This window comes from Aquimarina sp. EL_43, assembly GCF_943422735.1.
GTDB classification, from domain to species: Bacteria; Bacteroidota; Bacteroidia; order Flavobacteriales; family Flavobacteriaceae; genus Aquimarina; species Aquimarina megaterium.
Genome location: NZ_CALSBR010000001.1, coordinates 5427519 through 5452277 on the forward strand (window position 1 = coordinate 5427519; position 24759 = coordinate 5452277).

General features: G+C 33.9%; 19 protein-coding genes. 7 read left to right on the forward strand and 12 right to left on the reverse strand.

Features of this window, described 5'->3' with window-relative positions:
* Positions 1 to 70 precede the first annotated feature (70 nt).
* Positions 71 to 1702 carry a T9SS type A sorting domain-containing protein gene (locus NNL09_RS23225; protein WP_196911781.1) on the reverse strand — a complete coding sequence of 544 codons (1632 nt, stop codon included), beginning with the start codon at positions 1700 to 1702 and terminating at the stop codon, positions 71 to 73.
* A gap of 450 nt (positions 1703 to 2152) precedes the next feature.
* Here NNL09_RS23225 and mnmE point away from each other — a divergent pair, with 450 nt between their 5' ends.
* The 3 genes from mnmE (at position 2153) to NNL09_RS23240 (ending at position 6016) form a co-directional block, all read left to right on the forward strand.
* The gene (mnmE, locus tag NNL09_RS23230) at positions 2153 to 3544 is read left to right on the forward strand and encodes a tRNA uridine-5-carboxymethylaminomethyl(34) synthesis GTPase MnmE (RefSeq protein ID WP_025664240.1); all 1392 of its coding nucleotides are present in this window, start codon (positions 2153 to 2155) and stop codon (positions 3542 to 3544) included.
* Between the two features lie 208 nt (positions 3545 to 3752).
* Positions 3753 to 4778, forward strand: a complete 1026-nt coding sequence (locus tag NNL09_RS23235; RefSeq protein WP_196911780.1) for a helix-turn-helix domain-containing protein — start codon at positions 3753 to 3755, stop codon at positions 4776 to 4778.
* 86 nt (positions 4779 to 4864) lie between these two features.
* Positions 4865 to 6016, forward strand: a complete 1152-nt coding sequence (locus tag NNL09_RS23240) for a histidinol-phosphate transaminase (protein WP_196911779.1) — start codon at positions 4865 to 4867, stop codon at positions 6014 to 6016.
* Positions 6017 to 6695: 679 nt separating this feature from the next.
* On the opposite strand, the gene NNL09_RS23245 is transcribed toward NNL09_RS23240, so the two are convergent.
* The 11 genes from NNL09_RS23245 to NNL09_RS23295 all read right to left on the reverse strand — a co-directional run bounded on the left by NNL09_RS23245 (position 6696) and on the right by NNL09_RS23295 (position 19623).
* Positions 6696 to 7313: a hypothetical protein gene (locus NNL09_RS23245; RefSeq protein WP_196911778.1), complete on the reverse strand. Its 618-nt coding sequence runs from the start codon at positions 7311 to 7313 to the stop codon at positions 6696 to 6698.
* 124 nt (positions 7314 to 7437) lie between these two features.
* Positions 7438 to 7938 (reverse strand): hypothetical protein, encoded by a 501-nt coding sequence (locus NNL09_RS23250; RefSeq protein WP_025664236.1) that lies wholly within the window; start codon positions 7936 to 7938, stop codon positions 7438 to 7440.
* A 133-nt stretch (positions 7939 to 8071) separates the two neighbouring features.
* Positions 8072 to 8530 (reverse strand): small multi-drug export protein, encoded by a 459-nt coding sequence (locus NNL09_RS23255; protein ID WP_025664235.1) that lies wholly within the window; start codon positions 8528 to 8530, stop codon positions 8072 to 8074.
* Between the two features lie 118 nt (positions 8531 to 8648).
* The gene (locus tag NNL09_RS23260) at positions 8649 to 10412 is read right to left on the reverse strand and encodes a hypothetical protein (RefSeq protein WP_196911777.1); all 1764 of its coding nucleotides are present in this window, start codon (positions 10410 to 10412) and stop codon (positions 8649 to 8651) included.
* Positions 10405 to 12642 carry a tryptophan-rich sensory protein gene (locus tag NNL09_RS23265; RefSeq protein WP_196911776.1) on the reverse strand — a complete coding sequence of 746 codons (2238 nt, stop codon included), beginning with the start codon at positions 12640 to 12642 and terminating at the stop codon, positions 10405 to 10407. The genes NNL09_RS23260 and NNL09_RS23265 overlap by 8 nt, the downstream gene beginning before the upstream one ends.
* Positions 12639 to 13940, reverse strand: coding sequence for a BatA domain-containing protein (locus tag NNL09_RS23270; RefSeq protein WP_196911775.1), 1302 nt, complete (start codon positions 13938 to 13940; stop codon positions 12639 to 12641). Before NNL09_RS23270 ends, NNL09_RS23265 begins: the two co-directional genes overlap by 4 nt.
* Before the next feature lies 1 nt (position 13941).
* A complete protein-coding gene (locus NNL09_RS23275) occupies positions 13942 to 14838 on the reverse strand; it encodes a DUF58 domain-containing protein (RefSeq protein WP_025664231.1) in 897 nt (298 codons plus the stop codon).
* A 27-nt stretch (positions 14839 to 14865) separates the two neighbouring features.
* Positions 14866 to 15867: a MoxR family ATPase gene (locus NNL09_RS23280; RefSeq protein ID WP_025664230.1), complete on the reverse strand. Its 1002-nt coding sequence runs from the start codon at positions 15865 to 15867 to the stop codon at positions 14866 to 14868.
* Between the two features lie 10 nt (positions 15868 to 15877).
* On the reverse strand, positions 15878 to 16498 hold the full coding sequence (locus NNL09_RS23285) for a DUF4159 domain-containing protein (RefSeq protein WP_025664229.1): 621 nt from the start codon (positions 16496 to 16498) through the stop codon (positions 15878 to 15880).
* Positions 16499 to 16633: 135 nt separating this feature from the next.
* Positions 16634 to 17950, reverse strand: a complete 1317-nt coding sequence (locus tag NNL09_RS23290) for a TldD/PmbA family protein (protein WP_196911774.1) — start codon at positions 17948 to 17950, stop codon at positions 16634 to 16636.
* A gap of 32 nt (positions 17951 to 17982) precedes the next feature.
* A complete protein-coding gene (locus NNL09_RS23295; RefSeq protein ID WP_025664227.1) occupies positions 17983 to 19623 on the reverse strand; it encodes a TldD/PmbA family protein in 1641 nt (546 codons plus the stop codon).
* A gap of 602 nt (positions 19624 to 20225) precedes the next feature.
* Here NNL09_RS23295 and NNL09_RS23300 point away from each other — a divergent pair.
* The 4 genes from NNL09_RS23300 (at position 20226) to NNL09_RS23315 (ending at position 24619) form a co-directional block, all read left to right on the forward strand.
* Entirely contained in the window at positions 20226 to 20699 is a 474-nt protein-coding gene (locus tag NNL09_RS23300; protein ID WP_316930164.1) for a DUF983 domain-containing protein, read from the forward strand.
* Positions 20696 to 21328, forward strand: coding sequence for a Crp/Fnr family transcriptional regulator (locus NNL09_RS23305; RefSeq protein WP_196911773.1), 633 nt, complete (start codon positions 20696 to 20698; stop codon positions 21326 to 21328). Before NNL09_RS23300 ends, NNL09_RS23305 begins: the two co-directional genes overlap by 4 nt.
* 70 nt (positions 21329 to 21398) lie before the next feature.
* Entirely contained in the window at positions 21399 to 23138 is a 1740-nt protein-coding gene (locus tag NNL09_RS23310; RefSeq protein WP_196911772.1) for a SulP family inorganic anion transporter, read from the forward strand.
* Positions 23139 to 23203: 65 nt separating this feature from the next.
* Entirely contained in the window at positions 23204 to 24619 is a 1416-nt protein-coding gene (locus tag NNL09_RS23315; RefSeq protein WP_196911771.1) for a rhodanese-like domain-containing protein, read from the forward strand.
* The last annotated feature ends 140 nt before the right edge of the window (positions 24620 to 24759 follow it).

Below are 24759 nucleotides of genomic sequence, written 5' to 3' on the forward strand. Positions count from 1 at the left end.
GATGCTTTACTTTAAAAACTAAATTTAATATCTATTGTTTGTTTTATTGATTAGTCTATTATTCTTTTGTTTACTTAATGACTAATTTTTGTGATCTAACTATTTCATTAGAATCTACTATTCTAACCATATAGATACCTCTGCTTAATTTGCTAACATTGATATCTAGATTTGTACCAGTAGAAACAATTTCTTTAATTTTTTGACCAGCAAGTGAATAAATACTTATACTAGATCCGTCAGAAATTCCTTTTAGAGTAACAATATCATTCGTTGGGTTAGGATACATACCGAAAGTATTAGTATTTTCAGCAGCTTCTGATTGCCCAGATTCTGCTATTATTGAAGAACTAACATTTATAAACTTCCATTTAGTAAAGCTACCTACTGTAGTTACAGTAGAACAGCTTATGTCATTATTCTGTCCGTTTCTATTGTTTCTTCTAATATTTTGGTTAGAGCCATCTACTCTTATGTTACCAAAACCATTGCTTACATTGGTTGTAAAGAATTTAGTAGCGTTACTTTGGTTAGTAACCATATTTAGTGCGTTACTAGAAGTTCTCTGAATATACTTACTATTTTTTTTATTTTTTAAGTAATATCTATTATTACCTGCATCAATTTTATACCATTGCACCCAATTACCAGCATTTGTAGTAGGCCTGTGTCTTAGAACAGTTGCAGTGGCTTGCAATCTTCTACCCACATCAGGGCTTTGAATATAAAATGGACCAGTTTGTGAGATCCCTCCTAACCCCATTGCATTCCAAAAAGCAGGTATTGTAGCTCTTTCTCCAAAGTTAGAACCTCCAGACCCAAAACATCCTCCATAGGCATGAACTCCAACTGCATTTCCTGTTGCGGTGTCAATAATAGGACTTCCTGAGTTTCCTCCTGTTGTATCTGTTCTATATCTAACAAATGTATTATTAACAGATGATAATGGTCCTGTATGGGTTTGCTGTGTTTGGTTATCAACACCTGTATCTGTACCAAATCCCGTTATGGTTATATTATTTCCGGGAGTACTTTGCACTACATTAAATGATTTACCCTGTGCCTGTATAGGTGTTTGACCTGTTTGCGAATTTGCGCTTGCCGTAAATACTGCCCAGTCTGTTTCGGGTCTCCCTCTAACATAATTGGTAACAAAATTACCTATTGGATACTGATCTTCTGGCCCTGGGTGTACAATGGTACGATCTGGATTAGATTTAGGCACATTAAATTCTATAAGTTGCGCTCTGCTCCCTACGCAATGCCCTGCAGTAACCAATCTACCATTAGTAATAATCCAACCTGTACAACCAATAGGTACTATTCGTCCGATTGCATTATCAGTAGAATCAACTCTATCATCAGTCGAACCACATTGAGATTTTGATCCCGGATCATTTTCACCAACTCCTACTTCATGAATAGTAAAACCTATAGCTGCTTCTCCTGGTGCTACAGTTAGTTTTAGAATTATTTTATCACCATTAAAATATGCTGTGGTATTCTTCCACTCTTTAATAGTCGTTGATGTTAGTGTTTGTGTAGCCCCGTCTAACGCCGATGTAATGGTTAGTGTACTCTTGTTTCCAAGGTTTACATCTTTAAAGAACAAACGTAACCACGTAGCTCCTTTTTCTGATATAGTTTCTGTAATAATTTGTGAGTTACTTTTACTTTGATTGCCATCAGGTTTTATTTTCATATTATACGCTGTATAATGTCGTGGCAGCTCATCCTGAGCAAAATTAATATAGGGTATCAACATAAAAATGATGCATAATAGCATACATATTCGATGTATCGAGTACCGATAATTAGTGTGAACTGAGTTTGTGATGTTTGAATTCATAGGAATAAGATTAAAATGTTAGGTTAGATATTAAATTTAGTTAGTACAAAAACTCTTGTAGCACTTTTAATTGCTACAAAATTGTATTCCACTAACTGGTCATCTAATTTTTAATCAATCAAAAACCAGCGATTTTCTCTTATTCTTTTTTTTCCGAAGGAAATAAGTTGGTTAATACTGAAGTATTTTTTCTTCTTCCTACTGCAAGTTAGAAAAGAAAAACAACTCCTCAAAAAAGTTTGGCTATCAAAATTTAAAATACATGTATTAATACCTATTTTTGCTTTTTTATAGATAAAATATATGATCGCACAAGATACCATAGTAGCATTAGCAACCCCATCAGGAGCCGGGGCTATAGCGGTCATTCGAATCTCTGGAAAAGAAGCTATTACGATCTGCTCTCCTTTATTTCGATCTGTTAGCGGAAAAGAATTAAGTGCTCAAAAAAGTCATACCATCCACCTGGGACATATTGTTGATGAAAACAGAATGCTTGATGAAGTTTTGGTCTCTATTTTTAAAGGCACTAATTCGTATACCGGGGAGCCTACTATAGAGATTTCTTGCCACGGTTCTGTATACATACAACAAGAGATTATTCAATTATTACTACGGAAAGGATGTAGAATGGCTAATGCCGGAGAGTTTACACTACGTGCATTTATTAATGGGAAACTAGATCTTTCTCAAGCCGAAGCTGTAGCCGATCTTATTGCATCTGATTCTGAAGCTTCTCATCAAATTGCAATGCAACAAATGCGGGGTGGTTTTTCTAATGAAATTCAAAAACTGAGAGATGAACTCCTTAATTTTGCTTCTTTGATAGAGCTAGAGTTAGATTTTGCCGAAGAAGATGTAGAATTTGCAGATCGTACTCAGTTTAAAGATCTAATCGCCAGAATTACAAATGTATTAAAACGCCTTATTGATTCTTTTGCAGTGGGTAATGTTATCAAAAACGGAATTCCGGTAGCTATTGTCGGAGAGCCTAACGTTGGAAAATCTACGTTGCTTAATGCATTACTAAACGAAGAAAGAGCTATCGTATCGGATATCGCAGGAACAACTCGTGATACTATAGAAGATGAAATTACTATTGGTGGAATCGGTTTTAGGTTTATAGACACTGCCGGGATACGGGAAACCAAAGATGTTGTAGAAAGTATAGGCATCCAAAAGACGTTTGAAAAAATTGAACAAGCACAGGTAGTTATCTATTTGGTAGATAGTTCACTATTGACTGCTGATAGTTTACAGGAGCTAAAAACCGAAATAGGAAAAATAAAAAATAAGTACCCGCAAAAACCATTAATTATTGTTGCTAATAAAGTAGATAAGCTTGATAATGATCAAATTTTGACGCTAACATCTGAAATCGAAAATATCCATTTGCTTTCTGCAAAACAAAATACGGGTGTCGAGGCCTTACAAAATAAACTTCTTGAATATGTAAACACCGGCGCTTTACGTAGTAATGAGACTATTGTTACTAATTCTCGTCACTATGATGCCTTATTAAAAGCCTTAGAAGAAATACAGAAAGTACAATATGGATTAGATACCGGGCTTTCTGGAGATCTAATGGCTATAGATATTCGCCAGGCGTTATATCATTTTGGAGAAATTACAGGAGAAATTACCAGTGATGACTTACTCGGAAACATCTTTGCTAATTTCTGTATCGGGAAGTAGGTTTTCGTTTGTCTGACTTTTATAAAATAAAGTAGAGATGAAATTCTTCAGGTTTGAACCTTCCGAAGTATTATAACTATGTTAGGAAAGTCCCTATCCTTCAAAAGAACTATGTTTATTACAGATAGTTAACAAAAGGTAAAAAACAACAGTGAAATTCAATTTTGCAGTTTGATAAGTTTATCTTTATGGATAGTTTTTGAAAAAAATGATAATCAAATTATTAATAGCAATTATAAGTGGTATTGGACTTGGAATAAGTTTATTCTTTGGAATTTATTTACTTAGACTTAAAAAAGTTCAGAACACAATATTAGGAGTATTACTTATCGTCCTAACGTTAAGGATTACCAAATCTGTTTTCTATAATTATATAGAACTTCCTGTTTTTATTAAGAATCTAGGGCTAGCAGCTAATTTAGCAGTAGGTCCTTTATTATATATTTATGGGCGTTCACTCTTTATAAAAACAAAGACTCAACTGAAGTTTGTACTATTTCATTTTATCCCTAGTTCTATTTATGTAATTTTTTGCAATAGTATCCCAAATGAAATTAATAGTGTTTTTTGGAAATTGAGTTATAGTTTCATTTTAGTGCATTCATTTTCTTATGTAATAGCAAGTTTGTTTATCTCTCAGAAACGACAAATTACAATTGACAAAAAAGTAAGAGAATGGTATATTCTATTGGTTTTGGCTCTTTGTCTAGTGTGGATAGTTTATACTTTAATATTTATTAAGTTAATCCCTGTCTACTCTGCTGGTATAGTTGCATTCTCAATTCTAATGTTTATCATCCTGTTTTTAGCTTTTGATAGAAAAGGAATATTTGATAATAACTATAAAGAAAAATATCTTAATTCTAATATTACCATAGAAGATGGTGAGGTTCATTTAAACCGGATAAGAAAATTAATCGAGGAAGAAAATCTTTATTTAGATCCTAATTTAAAATTAGCATCTTTATCTTCCAGACTTAATTTATCTTCTAGAGATATTTCTATGATAATCAATAAACACGCCAACAAGAATTTTTCAAGTTTCATTAATGAATATAGAATAAAAAAGGCAAAAGAGTTCCTAAGTACCAGTCATCCGGATACAAAAATTTTAGCTATTGCTTTAGATTCAGGTTTCAACAGTCTTTCATCCTTTAATGTAGCGTTCAAGTCATTTACAAAATCTACACCATCTGAATACCGATTAAAAAATATTACCAGAATAGTTTCTTAATATTTACTATTAAATCTCTATTGGATTCATGAATTCGATAGACAGTACGCCTAATTTTTAGTTGATTTAGAAAAAACTTTAAAATTATGGATACAATAAATAGAAGACAATGGTTAAAAAACTCTTTGGCAACATCTGCAGGTTTAAGTCTATTTCCCCTGAATGCTTTTTCTGAAAATAACGGAAATCATTATAGAAAAGATTACAATACTAACAAAAGTGATATAAGAAGATTACTTTACAATGAAAACCATCTTGGTCCGAGTAAAAGTGTAGAAAATATAATTAAGGAAGTTATATTTCGTAGCAATCGATACTCAACTTTTCATGAATATGATGCAAAAGCCTTAAAACAATTGATAGCAAAGGAAGAAGGATTGAAGCCCGAGAATGTGCTACTGGGTCATGGATCTTTTGAACCTTTAATATGGACAGCAACTCATTTTGGAAGTAAAGGAGAACAAATAATTGTTCCCAGTCCAACATTTGATGTAATTGGACTTTTTGCCAGAAAGATTGGAGCAAAAGTCACACCGGTTGAAGTAGATTCAGATTTCAAAATGAATTTAACAGAAATGGAATCCAGAATTAGTTCTGAAACTAGTCTTTTAACACTCTGCAATCCTAATAACCCAACAGGGACTGTCATAGAAACCGAAAAATTAAAATCGTTTTGCAGGCTTGTGTCTGATAAGACTACCGTACTTGTTGATGAGGCGTATATTCATTTTATGAATTCCTGGCGAAACAAATCAATGGCACCTCTCATTGCAGAAGGAAAAAATGTTCTTGTTACTCGTACTTTCTCTAAGATATACGGTTTGGCGGGTTTACGAATTGGTTTTATGCTGGGGCCAGAATCACTTATAGCAGAAATGGAGAAAAAATTCACTTTAGGATTTCCTGGTAACATGCCTAATTCACTTAGCGTTGCATCTGCAATTACTGCATTAAAAGATGATGTCTTCTTAAAAACATCAAAGAATAACAATATCGATACACGAAATGCATTTTACAATGAACTTGAAAAACTTGGCTTCAATTACATTCGCAGTGAAGCCAACTTCGTCTATTTTGATGTTAAAAACTTTAAAGCTTACAAAGAGCTTATGTTGAAAAACAAAATTTTACTTGCTGGTGGTTGGCCAACGAAATCGAATTGGGCACGAGTAACTATGGGGTCTGAGGCTGATATAAGTTTCTTATTTGATAAAATGAAAGAAAAGAAATGGTTATAATCATTTCTTTCCTTTCTGATTTTACTTTTCTAGATCATATCTAACTGTAAACACATCTTATTTGTTAAAAAATTAACACATTTTGATTCTCGGAAGGGTACTTACGAAGTACCCCCTCCCTACTTCAGAAGTACCCTCCCCCCAGTACAAAGACAAGCAACTCTTGTGTTTAACATAGGGCACACTTCTGTTTAACACAGGTACCACCTCTGTTTGAAGTACCCCTGACCTACATTTGAAGTACCCCAAGCGAGGTATTCACTATAATACCCCCACTACACTAAGTACCCCTACTCGACATCAACCATCGGATAGGGTACTTATATAAGTACCCCCCTCCCACTATAACAAGTGGGTCTTGAGTACTTATGAAGTTAACACCTCTCCTTTTTGTTAAAAATATCTTAATAGATGTCATGTGTTTGATTAAAGGAAATCGCGATGGTTTGTAATACTATTTTACCTACAAATGGCCTGGATATGATCCACTTTTTTAATAGATTATCTATTTACTAATCATAAAATAGAATGTGGTGCCCTTTCCTATTTCGCTTTCTAACCAAATTTCTCCTTTTGGATTGATGTAGAGTTCACTAAAAGGCAAAAAAAATCGATACTCTATTTGCATAAAGTATCGATTTTTTTTGCCTTTTAGATAAGTATGATTATTCTATCTATTTTACTGAAGTGCATCGTATATATTAATTGGTAAAAAATGACGTCTTTGCTCATTATTTTCACCATTAGATGCAGCATATAAATCTCTAAAGTATTTCACTGCGCCAACAGAATAGTTTATTTTTTCTATCCATTTATAGAAATCTTCTTCTTTTTGATCGGTGTTAACATATTCAAATACTGTCCCTTTTAGTTTCTCTAAACCATTATCGGTAAAGACAGGACGAGAAGGCAGTTTTTTAAATTCTCCTTCTTTAACCCCGAGTAAGTTTTCGATCCATTGCAAATCTGTTTGGTATTGCTTAATCAATTTATTCTCTAAAGAGTGATATAATTCATCTTCAAATACAATCCTAAGTGTACTTCTTTTACCGATCATATCCCCAGTCTTAAAAGTAAGACTATTATTAATCCCTAAATGAAATTGTCCATCATTGTTACTTTCCTCCAGAACTATCGTAAAAGGAATACCATTAAGACTTCTTACCTCAAACTCCTGATCACTAATAGGTTGAATAGAAACAAGCTCATTTTGTGCATTTACTTGCATAAAAAAGCAAGACATCACTAGCATAAGTACTATTTTCTTTAGGTTCTGTATGTTTATTCTGTAGATCATGGCAAATTATTTTAGGTGTTCAAATTTATAATTTCATAAGCTGTTTTCAAAACTCTAACAATATTGATTTGTTATTATTTTAAAATTTGACTTAATAGGGCTGCTATTTTTAACATAACATATATCATGCCACAGAATTTAAAGTGCTCTTCATGAAGGAATATAGCTTTTGCATTTCCTTTTTACCAGCTTGTCTTCCCAAACGACCAGCAAAGTAGAGTACAAACCAGGTAATGAGAAGGAAAAACATAGTAAGTATAGAAAATAAATACGATTTATCCAGGCGTATGTTTACATACATCCAGACCAGAGCACCTATAAATAATGTTGCTACTACAAAATGCAGAAACATAAAAAGTGTCCATACCGTAGGACTGGGACCAAAAAGCCCTTTAAGTTTTGGTTGGTTTTCATCAACTTCATAAATCTCGAGATGAAGTTGTGGTGACCAGAAGTGTTGTTCTTTTTTAGGAATACGTATAAAAACATGATGGTCTATCCGGCTTACTTTAAAATCCTGACAAGTCTCACTCGTTTTTTCAAAAGCTTCAAGCGCTTTTTCTGATGGTATATCTAAATCCTGAAAAAACCGGGGACGTAAAACAATATCATTTGAGACTTCCATAGATGCATTTAAGCATCAATGTTACTATATTTTTTAATTCTTATTACTGATTTTTATCAGTTTTAGAAAACTCAATATGAATCTATTAGAACTATACTATAAAATGAAGATCGTATGATTATAACATAATGGTTTAGGAGATTCCTTTCATAGTGAGTAATGTGGTTACCCACACAATAACAGAAGAGAAAAATATACCCACGCTATTCGCGATAAAAGCTTTTCGTTTTTTAACCTTAAATAAATATGTAGCAATACTTCCTGCATACACACCTGTACCAGGAATTGGAATCATAACAAATAAAAGAAGTCCCCAAAACCCGTGTTTTTGAATTTTACTCCCTGATCCTAACTTTGCTCTTCGTGCTACATATATCGCAGCTTTTTTATAAAATGTCCATCTTAGTAAATAGGTATTCATCCTTTCCAAAAAAAACATCATTAGAGGAAACACCAATACATTAGATAAAAAACATAAAACAAATACCAAATAGATATTTAATCCACTAAGCATACCATAAGGAATCCCAACCTTAGCTTCACCAAAAGGGGAAATACTCCACAAAACAGCTATAATAATATCCTTAATCACAAACAATTTTTCTTACAGTTTGCAAAGGTAACGTTCTAAATGGTTTGTACCATAATTTTAAATCTTAAAAAAGCTCTAAATTAGCTTTATAGCTCTTATTTTAACAATAAAGCTCTTTTTATGGTTTCAACAGCTTGGGTTCCAGCCATAAATATCCTGCGCACAATAAAAACAGAAGATAAAAACCTAAAAGTGGTATCGGTCGTATCGTATGATTCTGGATTATTTCATTCTTCAACGATTTTTTATAACGCCTTTTATTTTCTTCAATTGTTTTATACAACATCTGTGATCTCCAATGAGAGGTATCTGCTGCAAAATACTCAAACACTTTTGTTGTATCCTGTTCTATAAATTGAGTATTCCATCCAAAATCTCTTGGATAAATAACTCCTTTCCAAAGGTTTGCTATATCAATATCACTACGCATCGAAATACTGTGTTTCTTACTGGTTTTGACTATTGGTTTTGGTATTGATGTTCTTACCTCGAATGTAAAAGGATGATCTTTATACGCAATTATTGAAGTTGCCTCCCATTCTACCGGTGAAGTTTCTTTACGACTTAAACTAGTAATGAGTTTAGACCATATGTGTTGATAAGCAGTGGTATGACCATCTAATACTAGTTCGTATGTATTTTCTAACACTGTAGTCCCAATTCTACCTTTTCCGAGGTGTTTGTATCCAGATATGATTTTGGTATTGGGTTTAGTATGAATATGCTGCAGCAGAAATTCGTCTTTAAAAACAAAAGCATGTTTAGAAAGTTTAATTTTTGTCTCACTATCCAATCGGGTTTCTGTATTTTTTTCTGAAACAAAATTAAAAGCTCCTAATCCGTTTGAAGCTCTAAAAAAATTAGAGTCTGGCTGGATAAAAATACCCAGGCCATTTTCTTTTACCGAATTCTCTAAAGCAATACGAGATGCTCTTCCCAGATTTTTGAATGAATTGGCATCAATAATGACAAGATCAAAAGGTTCTAAATTCTTTTTAGAGAAAGCTCCCATAGGTATTCTTTCCATATTAAAATACTCGAACTTATATCTTCCTTTGGTGATCTGACTCCTAACTAGTACTTGATGCCCCATTTCTGCCAGGTAGTTTTTAAGGTACTTGGTTTCAAAAGTGGGAAAACCATTTATCACTACTATTTTTAACGGAGTAGAATCCTCTACAATTAGAGGGATAGGGTCTGTAGACAAAATTTTCCCTAAAGTATCTTTTTCGACTAATGAAAAGAGATAGTTTCCTTTTACATTAAGGTTAGTTGTGAATTCAAATTTTTGTTGTTCTCCAACAAGTAAAGAAACAGAATCTAAACCTGCTCCTCCCGGTCCTTCTAATATAAGTCTATTCCCTTTTTGTGGATTAGCATATAATCCTGTAAACACCTGTCGTTTACCAACTGTATTTTTATAATCATATTTAAATCTAATTACCCCAGAAGGAGTCTTTCTTCCCAGGTAGCTAACGTTATAATTATCTAATTTCCAGAGGTCATAAGGTTTCACACCATACCCAAGTACAAAAACAGAATCTGGAGTGTCTACGCCATCAAAAATAGGGTGATTAGCTTTGTACAGATGTTTTTTTAGTTTTTTATGAATTCTCGCCAGGCTATCTAATTGTTCTTTATCATAGCCCTCGGTTAGCAAAACCATTTTAGTAGTTATAGTATTGGCAGTAGAAATTGCAGGTTTTAATGCTATGATAGCAAGTGAGGTAATTGCCAAAAAGGATATTGTTATTTTTATCCAAAATCTACGTTTCCCAAACTCTGGCCATTCTTTCCATATAAAAACAGTCCATAGTATTATCCCGCCAATACCGATTTGCAATATCCAGTTATCATTCAAAAAAGTTATTTGATCAATCATGAATTTGAAGCTCTTTTAGTAGTAATTCATTAATCTCACTTGTTAATACTTTCTTTTTAAATGGATTGGGTTGCAGCTCGGGAAGCGCATAAAACAAACCTCTCTGTACCTCGATCAAAATTGAAGGTGATATAGCCCTACCTTCTGTAATCTGTTTTAACTGTTGTAAGGTTTTTAAATATTTCCCAGGGCTTTCAATAGCTTTGACGGCCAGTTCATTTCCTGCCTGTTTAAAAAGGAGTCTATCTTCATCGGTAAATATCGTTTTATTAGATATCAATTGCTCAAGCCTTAAAACAGTTTTATATATAGACGGATATAGTTCTGGGAGTTGTAGTTCTTCTTTTTTTCTGAAATTAGATACTTCATCAATTTTACCCGTAAGTCTTTTATCTTCTTTAATCGGCGGAGGATCAAACCCAATACGGTGTACATAGACTCGGGCACTATTTTTAATTTCCTGAATCAATTTAAGCGCTTTGTATTGATACGGTAAGGACTTTTCTGGAGTATACAACCGTAAATATAACTCGGCATCCCACATTTCATTTAAAGCTTGTCGTAATTTACTTTTTAAAGATTGCGTAAAAAGCGTTGACTCTTCGGGATCATCATGATTATGTAAGTACTCATGCAAAGGGTCATTTGCTTTTTCATCATCCTCTTCTTCTTCGTGAGGTACCAGGTTATGTTCATTTTCATGATCATGGTCATGAGTATACGCTGCTAATGGATCTTTTTCTTTCTCATGATCTTCATCGTCATGTTCATCTTCCTCCTCGGGAATTGCCGTATTTTCTTGTGTTGCCGGTCCAAACTCCGATTCGTCTCCCATAAATTCACCATACTTTAGGCGTAGTACTTTTTGATCGAACCCTAATTCATTACTTTTAAATTTGAAGTCTTTTTCTGATAATTTTGGCTTATCCTTAATCAATTTTTCTGTATCAATAATCAACTGGCGTTGACTTCTGAAATAATCTGGCATTAAATCTACTCCCATTGTTCCCTCTACGGCAAATGCATCAGAAATAGTATCTTTTATAACGGCAAAAAAGGTTTCACTTCTAGAAGTATTAGGTCTGGGTTGCTTAAGATCCAGTGCTTCAATATAAAAATAAAGCTCATCTCCCGGTTCCATATTCATTTGATCCAGGTCTATATTTTTTGATAAGCTTAAGTTTTTGTATCCTCTATCTACTTTATTATCAAAACTTAATTTTTCCTCTCTAAACTTAACAGATTCACCAGATCCTTTACTTACCGTTGCTATAATATATGCTTCTGCAATACCAAAATCATCGGTAACAGAGGTTGTAAATGCTATTCTTTTGTTTTCATCATAAGAAAAGGAAGTAAACTGTTTTAAATCAGTAATTTTTATATCCGGTCTTTTATCTTTTACAACTTCAATCGAATATAATTCAGAAGTATATGATGTGCCCAGTATATCTGTAAATTTGAAATTGTAGAATCCCGATGTATTTAAAATCGAAGTTCTTACATATCCGTTATCAGTCAATTTCATAGGGTAGCTATTTCCCATACTTTCCATAGATACACTTTTAACTTCTTTATCAAATGTTATTTGCCACGATAATCGCGATCCTTCTACTGCTTTTATTTCCATTTTTGAAGTTTCAATAGAAGATTTTCTTGTATAAGAAGGATACTGTATGGTTAACAATTGACTTTTTAATTTAGGTTGTTGGGTAGTCGTTGTAGAATCAATGGGGTTAAAGATTATTGTATCTGGATGTACTTCCTTATGTTGTGGCCATTGTAAATGATCAAGAATATGATATCTATATCCAATAAAGCCAACCAGCGTACATAAGCTCATTACGATACAGGCTCTAAATAAATGATTAGGAGGTTTGATCGTTTTTAATTTTTCGACAAGTTCTTTTGTTATTCTATATTGTTGCAATTTTGCCAGATCAGATAGTTGTTCTTTAGGTAGTAGCAAAAGACCTGTGCTATATTCTGCAACATCGAGGTGTTGATCAATATAACTACTCACCATTTTTAAACCGGGTTTCCAGGGTTTCACAAAAATTACAATCAATAAAGCAGTTGATATCAAAGTAATAATTGAAAAAATAAGGTTAAAGAACAAAAAATATATAAGAATAGCGGGGCCTAGTGCATAGAGCAAAATCTCTATCCAAAGCATGAGTTGCCAACGCTTTTTAAACCGAATCAATATTTTATCTCCAGACGCTATCATTGTTTTCTATATTTTGCTACGACACGCTCTGTGATGAGGAATAATATACATAAAAACCATAACCATTTAGATAACTCTAAAGTAGCAGAATTTTCTTTGTTTTTCTTAACATCTGTAGCTACTATCGGAAGTAATTCTCCTACATGTGTAACTCGTTTATCATACGATTTAATTTTTTCTTCGAGATCTTCATTATGATTGAGTATTGCCAGGAGATGTTCTGCAAAATACTCATTTACGACACGTTCTGTACTAAGAGGTTTTGTAAGATAGAAGATTTCTTTTGAAGATCCTTTTTCTATGATATCATGGGATAAATCATCTGGTTTATACAGGAGTAATGTCGAAGAAGTTTGCGGAGTTTCATCTTTACTTAACCATATTACTGTATTAAAAGCATCAAGGTGTATAGTATCTATATTCTGTACGGCACGAACATTAACAGGTGCGTTAAGATGTTTTGATATTGCGCGATAAGCAGCTTCAATATATCTCTTTTCTGTAGATAAACTATCGTCATAAAATACTAATACGCTAACGGGTGATTCGGTAATAAGAGGATGCTGCTCTTGATTTCCGTTTACAGAAAAAACTATACTATCCTTCTCTTTATTAAATTCGATTCGATTACTACTCGTAGCAACAAGTTCTTTCTCAAAAAATACATGTTGAGCATCACTTGATACAGAAAGCAACTGTATTGCATCTTCTTTTTTAGTAGCACTAAGCATATTCTTAGTTGGTTTTCCGGGATCTAGAATTACCCATGATATATTTTTATGAACCTGTGGTCTCTTCCCCTTTATACCCGATACAAATGCATTCGTTAAAACAACAATACTATCGGTTTCTAATGTTTCCATTTCTTTGGCCAATTGCCAATACCCCGGAGTTACAGTAGCAATTTCATATGTTGGATCGTTTTGATACTCTGGAAAACCAGGTTGCAAAAGTCGTATTGGTGCTTCGGTTTCTATAGTATCCAGAATTGCATTTACCTCTTCATATTCGAGTAGAGAAGGTTCTACGATATAAGTAATGGGTACTGCAGTAACTTTTCTTTTTATCTGTGGTTCTGCTATGATCATAACAAGTGTAGTAATCAATAACAATCGTAAAAGTAATAACCACAACTCATTGATTTGAACACTACTCGTTTGTTTTGAATCAGATTCATCAAGTAGCTGAATACTTCCTATCTTAATTGTTTTCCCTTCTTTTTTACTCCACAGATGTATTGCAATAGGAACAATACCTCCTAATAAAGCCCATAAATATGTGGGAGTAAGAAAAAACATACTAAATCAATCTATTTCGTTTCTTCAAAAACACCTGTAAAGCCTCTCCGATATTCTCATTTAGCTTAAACAAATGATAACCAATATCATTAGCAAGCAGGGTGTTTTTTGTATTTTTTATCATTTCTTCTAATGCAATGAGGTATTGTTTTTTTGCTGTCTTAGCATCTATTTTACGCCTTGCTCCTGTTTCCAAATCTTCAAATGTAATGGTACCTTTATAATCAAATTCCAGTTCGTTTTTACCCATCAAATGAAATACTACAACTTCATTCTTAGGTGTTTTCAACCGCTTAACAAAAGAAGTTAGTTCTTCACTGTGTTCATATAAATCGGTAATAAAGAAAATCAATTCTTTATGGTTACGATCATGAAGGTTTTTTGACGCTCCAGGGTCCTCTGGCCATTTTCCTTCATTCTTAATATTAATCAATTCTAACAACAGACGATTATAATGTTTTTTCTGAATTTTGGGATATACACTGTGTAATTGGTGATCATTAAGTGCAAAAAGACCCACGGCATCTCCTTGATTTTGGGATAAGTATGCTAATGAGGCGACCAACACTCTAGTGTAATCCATTTTAGACAGATCTTCTTCCTTGTGAAGCATTGACATACTAGCATCGACAATAAATTTTACCGCAATATTACTTTTTATATCTGATTGTCTAATATAGTATCTACCTGATCTGGCAAGCATTTTCCAATCCAGTAGTCTTAAATCATCACCCGGTTCATAATTACGAAATTGACTAAACTCCATCCCTGGACCTACACTTCTACTGTGATTATGTCCAGACAAATATCCATCAACTATTACACGTGCAATGAGTGCTAATCCAGATACATTTTTTACAAGTTCTGGTTTTAATAATTGATGATAGTCCTGTTTCATACCTATTTAACTTTAAAATATCGCATATCAGTTCTTTACCCGAATAGCGCTTAACAGTTGATGAGTAACATCATCAGATGTTATCCCTTCGGATTCTGCTCTAAAATTTACAATAACTCTATGGCGCAATACTGGTATAGCGACATGCTGTATATCTTCTAATGTAACCGATAAACGTCCTTTCATCAAAGCACGAGCTTTGGCTGTTAATATCATTGCCTGCCCCGCTCTTGGTCCTGCTCCCCAATTTACCCACTCTTTTACATATGCGTTTGTAGTAGTTTCTGGCCTTGTCGCTCGTATTAACTTACTTACAAATGTGATAAGATCATCGCTTATAGGCACTTCTCTTACCAGATTCTGTAATCTTAATATATCATCACCGGTAATCACTTTATGAAGTGTTTCTTTTTTGGTACCTGTTGTATTCTTTAAAATGGTGGTCTCTTCTAATTCGCTGGGATATCCAATTTTTATATATAACAGAAAACGATCTTGTTGTGCTTCTGGCAACATAAACGTACCCGATTGCTCAATGGGATTTTGGGTAGCGAGAATAAAAAATGGTCTATCCAGAGTATAGGTTTTACCAGAGTATGTTACTTCAAACTCCTGCATGGCTTCTAACAGCGCTGCCTGAGTCTTTGGTGGCGTTCGGTTAATCTCATCTGCCAATATAATATTAGCAAAGATGGGTCCTTTATTAAATTTAAAAAACTTCTTTCCGGTGCTATAATCTTCTTCAAGTATTTCGGTACCAATAATATCTGAAGGCATTAGATCGGGAGTAAATTGTATTCTTTTAAACTTTAGATCAATAGCCTGCGCTAATGTTCGTATCATTAACGTTTTTGCCAACCCGGGAACTCCTTCTAATAATGCATGTCCTCCTGCCAGAAAAGTAATCAGTAATTGTTCTACGGTTTCCTCCTGTCCTGTGATTACCTTGCCAATTTCTTTCTTTAACTTGGTAAGTTTCTCGGTAAGTACATTCACCTCTTGTTCAATACTTGCTAAATTTTTATCCATACATCTTCTTTTATGATGTTAAAGCATACATCACTATATTTACTCCAAAACGGGTATTATCTATTTTATACCATCGCTTATTTCTAAAATCATAATCCCATTCGCAACCATAATCTTTGTTGCTAAATAAGACCCCTATTCTACCATTAATTTCAATAGCTTTTAGGTAATCATGTACAATATCATCTCCCCATCCGTTAAGTTCTTGTGAAGTCGTGGGTGGACCATCTTCAAATTCGAAGAAAACGTTATATATCTCATGAGTATTAGGGATTTTTTTTAACTGCCTAGGGCCAAAGATATCCTCCATTTGTCGTTCAAATGATTTTGAAAACAAACCATCTATATCGTGATTACAATCATCTGCAAAGACAAAGCCTCCGTTCCTGACATATTTCTCAAAATTCTCTCTTTCTTTCTTTGTAAATTGTACTAGTTTATGTCCGGATATATAGCAAAATGGACTTTTAAATATTTCATCGCTACTAAGGGCTATAATTCTTTCTTGTGTATCTACTTTTAGGGTAGTATACTCCACTAGAGAATTTAAAAGGTTTGAAGGCATTCTTTGATCTACATCCCAATCTCCTGACTCATATTGCAATCTTGTAAAGAAAAACTTGTTACTCAATGCAGTTATTATTTTAGCTTTCAAAAACATATTACCCCACAAAACTGTTACGATTAATGGTTAAAATAGTATTGAAAGAAAAAACTGGCCATAATGAAGCTAATCAAAATGACCAGTTTATATTATGAATTATACTTAGACCGCATCAGACAAGCTGGTAAAGGTGAAATCTCTTACCTTCATATAAGGTACCAAATTACCATTTATCCTAACTTGTTTCCCGAGTGTTTCGAGATTATTAAGCATAATAATCGGACTCTCATTAAACCTAAAATTCTTTACCGGATGCTTTATTTTTCCATTTTCGATATAGAACGTTCCATCTCGGGTAAGACCAGTATATAAAAGAGTTTGAGGATCTACATTTCTGATATACCATAATCTGGTAACCAAAATCCCTTTTTTGGTTCCTTTAATAAGATCTTCTAAAGAGGCATCTCCTCCTTGCATAATGAAATTAGATGGAAAAGGTACTGGATCGACTCCTTTCTTTTCTGCCCAATAACGGCTATATGCTAAATTTTTCACTACTCCATTCTCTATCCAGCTCATCTTCTTTAGAGCCTGTCCTGCTCCATTCCATGTACTTGTAGGTGCATCTGGATTTAAAGGATCGGACCAAATGTTTACACGTTCGTCTACAATCTTCTCTCCTAGTTTAGTGCCTCCGCCTTCTTTAGACATAAAGCTTCGTCCTTCATCTGCAGTTCGTGCGCTAAGGGCACTACCAATATTTTGTAGTAATCCAACCGACGCTGCAGGTTCAAGAATTACAGTATATTTTCCTGGTTCTATAGCTTTAGCTTCTCTTGATGTTACTGCCTTATCTATCGCTATATTAGAAGCTTTTGCCGCATCAAACTTGCTGATATCATTAAAATCACGAGATACCCATCCTGATCCGGTACCGTCATTAGTTCTCATTGTAACCGTGAAATTAGAATCTGTAGATTGATTGTAGGCAAAAAGACCATTAGAATTCATCATTGCACTAAACCCATAAGAATCGTTAAAGAATCCCGCAGCGGTAACATCTTTTGCTGCAGCTGGCTCAATACTACTACTTGCTACAGTAGCACGATACTCTGGTGAGATATTGGCCGATGCTTTGTTATAGGTTATTGATTTATCATAGGTTTGAGGTCCCAAAGGCCCCATAAACTCTGGATTCTCTGGCGAAAGTTTTGCTAACTCTTCTGCTCTTTTGACTACTTTCTTTAAGGATTCATCATCAAACTCATCAATCGTAGCCGTACCCGATTTTTTTCCAAAATTAGATTGTACAACTAGGTTTTGATTAGATCGATGACCCGCAGTAGAAACCGTATTACGCGCATAGCGGATATTTCCGCTTTCGCTTCCACTCATATTTATTTCACAAGCATCAGCAGTAGAAAAGCTCAGTGCTTTTTCCATAATTTGCTTTGCTTCTTCTTTTGTATATATTGCCATGATATTTTTATTATTTGTTGGAAAAAGATGTTTTAAATAGTTCTACCTGTATTGATCACATTTACATTATTAAACCTAGTAGTAGAACTTCCGTGTGATACAGCACTTATCTGAGAAGGCTGTCCTTTACCATCAAAGAACGATCCGAATAACCTATAGTCATCTTTGTCACATATTTTGGCACAAGAATTCCAAAACTCCTGTGTATTAGATTGATAAGCAACATCATCTAACATACCCACAATCGCTCCGTTTTTAATTTCGTAGAAAGCAGTACCGCCAAACTGGAAATTATATCGTTGCTGGTCGATAGAGTACGAACCTCTACCCGCAATATAAATTCCTTTTTCTACATCTTTTATCATGTCATTAACATTATATTTTTCTTTACCTGGTTCTAACGAAACATTAGGCATACGCTGAAATTGCACATCGTTCCAACTCTGAGAATAACAACAACCATGTGATTCATTCTGATCTATCATATGAACCTGATCTCTTATTGCCTGATAATTGGTTAATACACCATTACGTACAAGATCCCATTGTTTTGTCTTTACTCCTTCGTCATCATACCCAACAGCTCCTAGAGATCCTACTTGCGTTTTATCTGCTACCAGATTAACAATATCACTACCATACTTGAAGTTTTTGGTTTTCCATTTATCAAGAGTAGCAAAACTTGTTCCTGCATAATTGGCTTCATATCCCAGTACACGATCCAACTCGAGAGGGTGCCCTACCGATTCGTGAATAGTTAATCCCAGGTGATTTGGTTCTAATACCAAATCATACTTACCTGCCTCTACCGATTTGGCGCTAAGTCTTTCTTTGGCCTGCTTGGCTGCCATAATAGCATCTTCTACCATATCGTAACTTCCTCTATATAACTTCATTCCTGCTGGCCCATCTAATTTTTCTGAATCCAAACCATCCATATATTCATATCCCATTCCCATAGGAGCACTCATTGCTTGGCGTGATTTAAATTTATTATTAGCACGATCAATTGCCGTAACCGTAAATGTTGGCCATATACGGTGAACATCCTGATCTATATACGACCCATCGGTAGATGCAAAATATTTTTGCTCATTTACCATAAAAAGACCAGAATTCACAAAATTAGCTCCATTTTTCATTGCAGCTGCATTAGCACTAAGCAATAGATCTACTTTTTCTGAAATAGGTACTTTTTTGAAATCTTTTTTAATAGGTGTCTTCCAGGTTACTTCTCCATAAGATTTTACCGGAGCCAGTTTCACAGGCACCTTCTGAATTTTTGAATTTGCTTTTGCTATTGCAACCGCTTGTTCTGTTGCTTTTTTAATTCCTTTTTCTGTTACGTTATTGGTAGAAGCAAACCCCCAGGTTCCATTGGTAATAACTCGTATACCAATTCCAAAAGATTCTGTATTTACTACATTCTGAACCTTATCTTCTCTGGTAAATACATATTGATTTAGATATCTTCCTATTCTTGCATCGGCATAAGATGCTCCCAAAGTTTTGGCAGTATTTAATGCTATGTCTGCAAGGCTTTTCTTGATTGCGACGTCCATCCCAGGATTTAGCAAAGCTTCTGCGGAAATATTATTTCCCATAAGCATGGATGGCATCATTAATGCGCCAGATCCTAATCCAGCGTATTTAACAAAATCTCTTCGTTTCATATAAACCTCCTTTTTTGATTGAATGAATATTTATTTAGTTATGGTGTTTTAGTTTTTAATGTATACTAATGCTAAATTTAGAAACATAACGCTATAGTATATATCATTTTTTCGTGAGGAAATATGATTGTTTTTATCTAAAAAACTTAAAAAACATATGAGTTTTTTCATTCTTTTAAGATCCCCCAAGTTAAAATCATATCATACCAAAAAGAAGCTTATTATGCCTACTTTTTATTTTTAGTACAGCACTAAAAGTAGAAAATTTATGTCAAATAACAATAGTGCCCAAAAATGTTAAAAAAAGAGTAAGAATTTTCGTATACAGAGAGGTTTAAAACTCAAGTAAACACATAAATACCTAACATACAAGTATTTACAAAAACAAAGTTGATCTAATATACAATCAAAAAATTATCAATAAAATGCTTGAATCCCTAGATTTGAGCGTATTTAAAATTTTGTTAAACTTTTATATTTTTAACGCAACTGTTATCAAAATCATAAAATACCTTTAGCAAAATTGCTCTTTTACAACTTAAAACAGTGTCTATCGACATATCTAAGAAGTTATAGTCTCATTCTACCTTATAGAGCAAAAAATGATCTTTGCATATGTAACCTTTGTTACTGATAAATATTTTGTAGTGCATTACTTTTATCCAAAATTCAACAACATGTTTGGTAGAGGTTCAAAATTATATAGCATATTGTTTTTAAAATGTCCACGGTGTCATGATGGAGCATTTTTAGAAGCTAACCCATATGACCTAAAACGTTTTAATAAAGTAAAAAAAAGGTGCCCTTCATGTCAATTAAAATATAGTATAGAGCCCAGTTTTTATTATGGTTCAATGTATGTTTCATATGCAGTTGGTATAGCGATAAGTGCAGCTGTTTTTACCTTGATACAACTGTTTGGGTTAAATCTAACCCCAATACACATCTTTATCAGTATTGTTATTACCCTTATACTTTTAATGCCATACATTGGAGCGATTTCAAAATTGATTTGGGCCAACCTCTTCTTTACCTACGATGCATCTATCGCCAAAGCTAAACAAGATTCTAAATGATTCAGGAACTAAAAAACAGTTACGGACGCCAGTTTGAAAATGCTTTGATAAACGATATACTACAAGTCGGAACTTTTAGAGAAGTTCCTGCTGGATATAAGCTGATTGAAATTGGAGATTATATCAAAGGAATGCCATTACTCGTATCGGGAGCAATAAAAGTACTTAGAGAAGATAAAGAAGGAGACGAATTGTTATTATATTATTTAGAACAAGGAGATACCTGTTCGATGACAATGACTTGTTGTATTGGCCAAACTCGCAGTGAAATTAGAGCAATCGCAGAAGTAGATACGAAACTTATCATGATTCCTATTCGAAAAATGGAAGAATGGACGGCCAAATACAAATCCTGGAGGAATTTTGTTTTTGAAAGTTATCATAACCGATTAAATGAACTTCTTATTACTTTAGATAGTATAGCTTTTGATAGAATGGATGAACGCCTGGTAAATTACCTGAAGGAAAAAGCTCGAGTTAATAACGAATATATTATTCGTAATACACATCAGGAAATCGCACAGGAATTACATAGTTCTAGAGTAGTGATATCCCGCTTGTTAAAAAAACTGGAACAAATTGATAAAATAGAATTACATAGGAATTATATCAAAATTCTTGATTTATAAAAGCTATGTAACCAATGTTACTGATTATAGATTTATGTTCTACTACTTTTGGTTATAAATTCACGCATACATGCTAAAGCGATATTTCCCTGTTTTTCAATGGCTTCCTGATTATAAAAAAAAGTTTTTATCGGGAGATATTGCAGCAGGTTTAACTGTAGGGATAATGTTAATTCCGCAAGGAATGGCATACGCCATGATTGCAGGTCTTCCTCCTGTATTTGGGCTATACGCCGCATTGATCCCACAAGTAGTCTATGCTATTATGGGTACCTCGCGACAATTGGCAGTAGGCCCCGTAGCAATGGATTCTCTTCTTGTAGCATCGGGATTGGGAGCACTATCACTTTCGGGTATTGAAGAATATATAACGATGGCAATCTTTCTCTCTCTATTCATGGGAAGCATTCAGTTTATTTTGGGGATATTAAAGATGGGGTTTTTGGTAAACTTCTTATCCAAACCTGTTATAAGTGGTTTTACGTCTGCTGCTGCAATTATTATTGGACTTAGCCAATTAAAACATGTATTAGGAACAGAAATCGAGCGTAGTAATCAAGTACATATCTTGTTACACAATGCATTCAAAACCATAGATCAAACTAACTTTTTAACTCTAGGTATTGGAATTCTTGCCATTGTATTTATCAAAACCATAAAAAAAATAAATCCAAAAATTCCTGCAGCATTAATTGTAGTTATTCTTGGAATCGTTAGTGTTTATACCTCTGGTATAGATGATCTGGGAGTAAAAATTGTAGGTGCAATACCAAAGGGGTTACCCGAATTTGAGGTACCTATTGTTGAGTATTCCAGAATTTCGGAGCTTGTTCCCATTGCTCTTACTTTAGCTCTTATTGCCTTTATGGAAGCTATTTCTGTAGCCAAAGCAGTAGAAGAAAAACATACAGAGTATGAGGTTGATCCTAATCAGGAATTAATTGCTTTGGGAACGTCTAATATTGTCGGTTCCTTATTTCAATCTTATCCAACAACAGGTGGCTTTTCCAGAACAGCAGTTAATGATCAGGCTGGTGCAAAAACAGGCATAGCCCCAATCATAAGCGCAGTCGTAGTTGGATTAACTTTATTATTCCTTACTCCTCTTTTTTATTTTTTGCCCAACGCGATTCTGGCAGCCATAATTATGGTAGCGGTATTTGGATTGATCGATATAAAATATCCCATTGTACTTTTTAAAAACAGAAAAGATGAATTTGGCCTTCTCCTTCTTACCTTTTTGATTACTCTTATTATTGGTATTAAAGAAGGAATATTATCAGGAGTATTGTTTTCTTTATTGATATTAGTTTATAGAACTTCAAAACCTCACATTGCAGTTTTGGGGAAAATAAAAGGAACCAATTACTTCAAAAACATTACTCGTTTTAGTAATGATATTGAAATACAACCATATATTTTGATTATTCGTTTTGATGCTCAACTATACTTCGGAAATAAAGATTATTTCAAAAAAGAACTCTATAAACAGGTTGACTTAAAAGGAAAAGAACTTAACACCATTATACTTAATGCTGAAGCTATAAATTATATAGACAGCAGTGCTGTACACGTACTCAAACAGCTCGTTAAAGATCTCAAAAGTAAAGGTATTCAGTTTATTATTACCGGAGCCATAGGGCCAACGAGGGATATTATATTTAGCAGTGGTCTTATCGATACTATAGGTACAGAAAATCTTTTTGTAAAAGTTTATGAAGCATATGATCACTGCAATAATGCAAGTAAAAAAACTGCTATACAAGAAAAGATTTCTCTTCAAACAAAAAAAACACCTTCTGTAACATAAGTAACTGTAGAAGAATAACATCCATACTACCTTTATACTATTAAACCTTTTAAAAGTAAATACTTATGAAAATAGAACAGATTTATACAGGCTGTTTAGCCCACGCTGCTTATTATATTGAGAATAACGGAGAAGCTGCAGTTTTTGACCCCCTTAGAGAAGTACACCCCTATATCGATCGTGCAAAAGAGGATAACGCAACAATAAAATATGTATTCGAGACCCATTTTCATGCAGATTTTGTAAGTGGGCATCTTGACTTAAGTAAAAAAACAGGAGCAGAAATTGTTTTTGGCCCCAGTGCAAAACCTGGATATCATGCTACCATTGCAGAAGATGGACAGGTTTTTGAAATCGGAGAGTATAAAATAAAAGTGATTCATACTCCGGGTCATACTATGGAAAGTACTACATACTTGCTTATCGATGATCAGGGAAAAGAGCATGGGATTATTACCGGAGATACATTATTTATAGGTGATGTAGGACGACCCGACCTAGCTCAGCACGTTGTATCTGAGTTAACCGAAGAAAAATTGGCTGGTCATTTGTATGATTCTCTTCGCAATAAAATCATGCCTCTAAGTGATGATTTGATAGTATATCCTAATCATGGGGCTGGTTCTGCCTGTGGTAAAATGATGAGTACAGAAACTACCGACACTCTTGGGCATCAGAAAAAAGTAAATTATGCTTTACGCGAAGACATGACAAAAGAAGAGTTTATCGATGCTTTACTTACTGGGTTAACCGCTCCTCCCGGATATTTTCCTCAAAATGTTTTAATGAATATCAAAGGATATGACAGCCTTGATGAAGTAATGGATCGAGCAATACGACCTTTGCTTCCTGATACTTTCGAAGTAGTGGCCACCGAAACAGATGCACTAATGCTTGATACCCGAAATGCAGAAGATTTTACTAAAGGGTTCATTCCTAATAGTATTAATATCGGTCTGGAAGGAAGTTTTGCTCAATGGGTGGGAGAAATGATTCCCGATGTGAAACAAAAAATATTACTAATCACCTATCCAGGAAAGGAAAAAGAAGCAATCACCAGATTATCAAGAGTAGGATATGATAATACCATAGGATATCTTGATGCCGGGTTTGATTCATGGAAAAATGCTAAAAAAGAGTTCGAAACCTCGAAAAGAATTACCGCCAATGAATTTGAAAAATCCTATACCAAAGAAAAGCCTTTGGTTTTTGATATTCGTAAAAAAAGTGAGTACGACTCAGAACACATTATTGATGCGATAAATATTCCTTTAAACGAAATTAATAAGCATTTGGCAAAGTTTCCAAAAGACAAATCTTTTGTACTATACTGTGCGGGAGGATACAGAAGCATGATAGCTTCCTCTATTTTAAAACAAAGAGGTTGGCATCAATTTGTAGATGTGATTGGTGGATTTGCAGAAATTGCAAAAACTGATATCACAAAATCAGAATATATCTGCCCAACTACAATGCTTTAATATATAGAAATTAGAAGTAAAACACCTGAATTTAAAAATGAACAGATTTGGGTGTTTATTTTTAAATGTATTGTTTGCATTTAAGTTACTATTCATATAAAACAAAAGTTATTGTAAAATGACTACTTTAATATACTCCA

Coding starts and splice junctions, on each gene's coding strand:
- NNL09_RS23265 (WP_196911776.1), bottom strand. CDS start 12,642: ATGATAGCGTCTGGAGATAAAATATTGATTCGGTTTAAAAAGCGTTGG.
- NNL09_RS23275 (WP_025664231.1), bottom strand. CDS start 14,838: ATGAAACAGGACTATCATCAATTATTAAAACCAGAACTTGTAAAAAAT.
- NNL09_RS23250 (WP_025664236.1), bottom strand. CDS start 7,938: ATGGAAGTCTCAAATGATATTGTTTTACGTCCCCGGTTTTTTCAGGAT.
- NNL09_RS23270 (WP_196911775.1), bottom strand. CDS start 13,940: ATGTTTTTTCTTACTCCCACATATTTATGGGCTTTATTAGGAGGTATT.
- NNL09_RS23310 (WP_196911772.1), top strand. CDS start 21,399: ATGCTAAAGCGATATTTCCCTGTTTTTCAATGGCTTCCTGATTATAAA.
- NNL09_RS23315 (WP_196911771.1), top strand. CDS start 23,204: ATGAAAATAGAACAGATTTATACAGGCTGTTTAGCCCACGCTGCTTAT.
- NNL09_RS23305 (WP_196911773.1), top strand. CDS start 20,696: ATGATTCAGGAACTAAAAAACAGTTACGGACGCCAGTTTGAAAATGCT.
- NNL09_RS23260 (WP_196911777.1), bottom strand. CDS start 10,412: ATGATTGATCAAATAACTTTTTTGAATGATAACTGGATATTGCAAATC.
- NNL09_RS23300 (WP_316930164.1), top strand. CDS start 20,226: ATGATCTTTGCATATGTAACCTTTGTTACTGATAAATATTTTGTAGTG.
- NNL09_RS23280 (WP_025664230.1), bottom strand. CDS start 15,867: ATGGATAAAAATTTAGCAAGTATTGAACAAGAGGTGAATGTACTTACC.
- NNL09_RS23225 (WP_196911781.1), bottom strand. CDS start 1,702: ATGAAAATAAAACCTGATGGCAATCAAAGTAAAAGTAACTCACAAATT.
- NNL09_RS23240 (WP_196911779.1), top strand. CDS start 4,865: ATGGATACAATAAATAGAAGACAATGGTTAAAAAACTCTTTGGCAACA.
- mnmE (WP_025664240.1), top strand. CDS start 2,153: ATGATCGCACAAGATACCATAGTAGCATTAGCAACCCCATCAGGAGCC.
- NNL09_RS23295 (WP_025664227.1), bottom strand. CDS start 19,623: ATGAAACGAAGAGATTTTGTTAAATACGCTGGATTAGGATCTGGCGCA.
- NNL09_RS23235 (WP_196911780.1), top strand. CDS start 3,753: ATGATAATCAAATTATTAATAGCAATTATAAGTGGTATTGGACTTGGA.
- NNL09_RS23290 (WP_196911774.1), bottom strand. CDS start 17,950: ATGGCAATATATACAAAAGAAGAAGCAAAGCAAATTATGGAAAAAGCA.
- NNL09_RS23245 (WP_196911778.1), bottom strand. CDS start 7,313: ATGATCTACAGAATAAACATACAGAACCTAAAGAAAATAGTACTTATG.